Raw genomic sequence first — 230 nt, 5'->3', positions numbered from 1 at the left:
GGTGCGGGAGTACTTCTTCTCGATGAGGGACTGGGGGTAGCTCAGAGCCAGGGTCATGAGCAGGTACCAGAGGCAGGCCACGATCAGCAGCGGGACGGTCTGGTAGGTGCGGGCGTAGATGAGCTGGACGCTTTGCAGCAGCTCGGCCAACCCGAGGACGCTGACCAGGGAGGTCTCCTTGAACATGCCGATGACCTGGTTGCAGACGGCCGGGATGACGGTGGGCATGG

Annotated in this window: 1 pseudogene; it reads right to left on the bottom strand. The window is 63.5% G+C overall.

The window, feature by feature from the left end:
• Positions 1-230 (bottom strand): annotated as a pseudogene (locus ACPYOM_RS24250) (amino acid ABC transporter permease); the annotation flags it as partial.

Source organism: Monashia sp. HAY1-2A (assembly GCF_056755315.1).
Note: the sequence above shows the minus strand (reverse complement) of the source record. Positions and strands in the feature narration are given on the sequence as shown.